The sequence below is a fragment of the Lacticaseibacillus manihotivorans DSM 13343 = JCM 12514 genome (assembly GCF_001435035.1).
Lineage (GTDB): Bacteria > Bacillota > Bacilli > Lactobacillales > Lactobacillaceae > Lacticaseibacillus > Lacticaseibacillus manihotivorans.
Genome location: NZ_AZEU01000005.1, coordinates 1 through 2,563 on the forward strand (window position 1 = coordinate 1; position 2,563 = coordinate 2,563).

At 46.0% G+C, this 2,563-nt stretch carries 2 protein-coding genes; one reads left to right on the forward strand and one right to left on the reverse strand.

Annotation, left to right across the window (positions count from 1 at the left end; translation table 11 throughout):
- Window positions 1–235: 235 nt before the first annotated feature.
- Complete coding sequence (locus tag FD01_RS00190; RefSeq protein WP_056962209.1) at window positions 236–892, reverse strand: WxL domain-containing protein; 657 nt, start codon at window positions 890–892, stop codon at window positions 236–238.
- A gap of 515 nt (window positions 893–1,407) precedes the next feature.
- Here FD01_RS00190 and FD01_RS00195 point away from each other — a divergent pair.
- Window positions 1,408–2,463, forward strand: coding sequence for a WxLIP family cell surface protein (locus FD01_RS00195; RefSeq protein WP_056962210.1), 1,056 nt, complete (start codon window positions 1,408–1,410; stop codon window positions 2,461–2,463).
- Window positions 2,464–2,563 lie beyond the last annotated feature (100 nt).

The window sequence follows — 2,563 nt, forward strand, 5'->3', positions numbered from 1 at the left end:
AATTTCGGTCTAGGTGCGGTGTCAAAAATATATCAACTCTACTTGACGAAGAGCCAAAATATGACAAAAGGGGCGCTAACCCGCGCGTCCGAATAATATTTATTCAGAGTTGCTGACAGCTAACGCCCCCATGCGCTGATTCAATCTTAGTGTACCAGTACCCTAAGCAATTGTCATTGACAATCTTGAATCTGCGCGGTCGGTCGTGCCTGATGACCAGGCGTCATGACTTCAATTAATTAGTCTGGGTAGTGGTTGAATCAGGAACAGCATCAGTAGAAGCTGCAGAAGCAGGATCACTAGAAAGAGTCCAAGTCAAGGCTGCACTGTAAGAGCCTTCCACGTTACCAGCTGGAATGCTGATTTCTGCACCTTTAACATCAAAACTAGTCTTACCAACACCAGTAAAGCCATTTTCTGTGTCGCCCGTGGAACCCATCACATCAGCAGATTTAGTGGATTGAGCATCAGTACCTGCGCCTAAAGTCGTGCCTTTAAAAGCAATTGGGTTCTTACCAGAATCTGTAGTTGTGCCATCAGCCAACTTGATTGTTACACCTTTTAAGCCATTGTTGAAATCGCCTAAAGCAACATTAACCGTCCAAGTACCAGCGACGCCAGGGTTGCTGACAAGCACTGGCGCATCGCCGTCAGTAGTTTTAGTCGTAGCAGCGTCAGCTTTAATCGTCACTTTGCCAAAGTCCAAGGTAGGGGCAGAAACTAATTCGATGCCAGAGGTGCCATCATCGTTCTTTCCGGCATCCAAGGTGATTTTTGCTTCACGGTTTTTTACAACCGCGGTATCAGTAGCAGCGGATACAGTGTTAGCAGTGAAGGCAGCAGTAGCGAAGGCAGCGGCAGCGGCGATTGATAAAATGATGGACTTCTTCATGGTAATTCCTCCTCGTGATCAACACGGAAACTTTTTATTGGTTTGATCTGACGAGCCTTTTTCGTTCGCTCCCAAGAAAAACGAAAAAAGGCCCGTCAACACAGCGGGTGGTGTTCCCCTGTGGACGGGTCGTCCTCATCACCATCGTTTTTAAGATGGTTTACGTATGATGAGGTGAACAAATTATTAACATATGTTGGTTGAAGGGCTAACCCCTTCGTCACTAGTTACTATACATGGATTTTGAGTTGCGTGCAACCACTTTTATAAGATTTTTTTATAATAACATAATACTTGTGTGCAACCGTTCTCAAAGCCATGGTTCATTCAGTTTTGGCGCGTCAAGAAAACAGCAAATTTTGCCCTTTATATAGGAAGATTCGCTACAAGTACGGTTAATCATGGGTCGCGACTACCCATGATTAACCGGCGGACCATTATTTTCCCAAGGCTGATTGGCAATGGTGTTAACGGCTGGTAGACTAAGCATGTAAGTCAAATTCAGGAGATACGTTATGTACAAAAAAATCTGTCTGGCTCTAGCCGCGATGTTGGGCTTAGTTGGCGCAACTGTAACGGCAACGCATCCGGTTCACGCTGAAGCTTTGCATTACGCGATTGCCGCCCAACTTCCCAGCAACCAGATCAACACCTCGCTTTCTTATTTCAATTTAAAAGTCAGCCCTGGTCAACAACAAACCCTCAATGTTGTCCTCAGCAATTCAGATACCAAAGCTCACAAATATTCAGTCGCAGCCGTCCGCGCTACCACCAATACCAACGGCGGGATCGATTATACCAAGCGCGGGGTCAAGCCAGCCTCTAGTTTAAAAGCTGACTTTGAACAAATGACGCCTAAGAAATTCACGGTTTCAGTACCGGCTAACACCAAGCAAACCGTGCCCGTCCAGTTGAAAGTGCCAACGACGGCTTTTGCTGGCGTGGTCCTTGGTGGCATTCGGGTGCAAGAACTCGACACCAATACCAGTCAGGCTAAATCCAAAGGCGTCAAGCTCAATAACAAATTCGCTTATGTCCTCGGTGTGACTTTGCAAGAAGTCGATGACTACAGCAATATCAAACCAGAAATGATCCTGCATCGTGCTGGCGCCAAGCAGATCAACTATCGCAACTACATCACCGCAACGCTTGAAAACACGCAGCCTACCGTGATGCACAAACTTGAAATTTCAGCGAAGGTGCGCAAAGCTGGTAGCCAAGATACCTATCTTTCCACGACCAAAAGTCAAATGACCATGGCGCCAAATTCCAACTTCGATTTTCCCATTTCAACCAAAAATCATCCCCTGGAAGCAGGCGATTACACGCTTGATCTCACCGCCAGCGCCAATGACGGCGATGTGCATTGGCATTTCACCAAGAACTTTACGATCACTCGCACCCAAACCAACAAGTTGAATAAAAGCGCGGTTGATTTACAAAAACCAACCACTTCTGACAACACCTTGCTCTACATTTTCCTCGCTATTGGGATCGTTGTGTTGATCATCGTGATCATCCTCTTCGTGGTCGTATTAAAGCCTAAAAAGCACAAACATCCCAAGAAATAACTGATCGATTCATAAAAAAGAAGTGTCCGACGAGCGCGATCCTCGTGATGTGAACCCATTGGGTTGGACAATTAAATAACTTGGTTATGCAGCCTCTTGA

Bases quoted from the DNA above. Each gene is read 5' to 3' on its own strand.
- FD01_RS00190 (WP_056962209.1), bottom strand. From the start codon at position 892: ATGAAGAAGTCCATCATTTTATCAATCGCCGCTGCCGCTGCCTTCGCT.
- FD01_RS00195 (WP_056962210.1), top strand. From the start codon at position 1,408: ATGTACAAAAAAATCTGTCTGGCTCTAGCCGCGATGTTGGGCTTAGTT.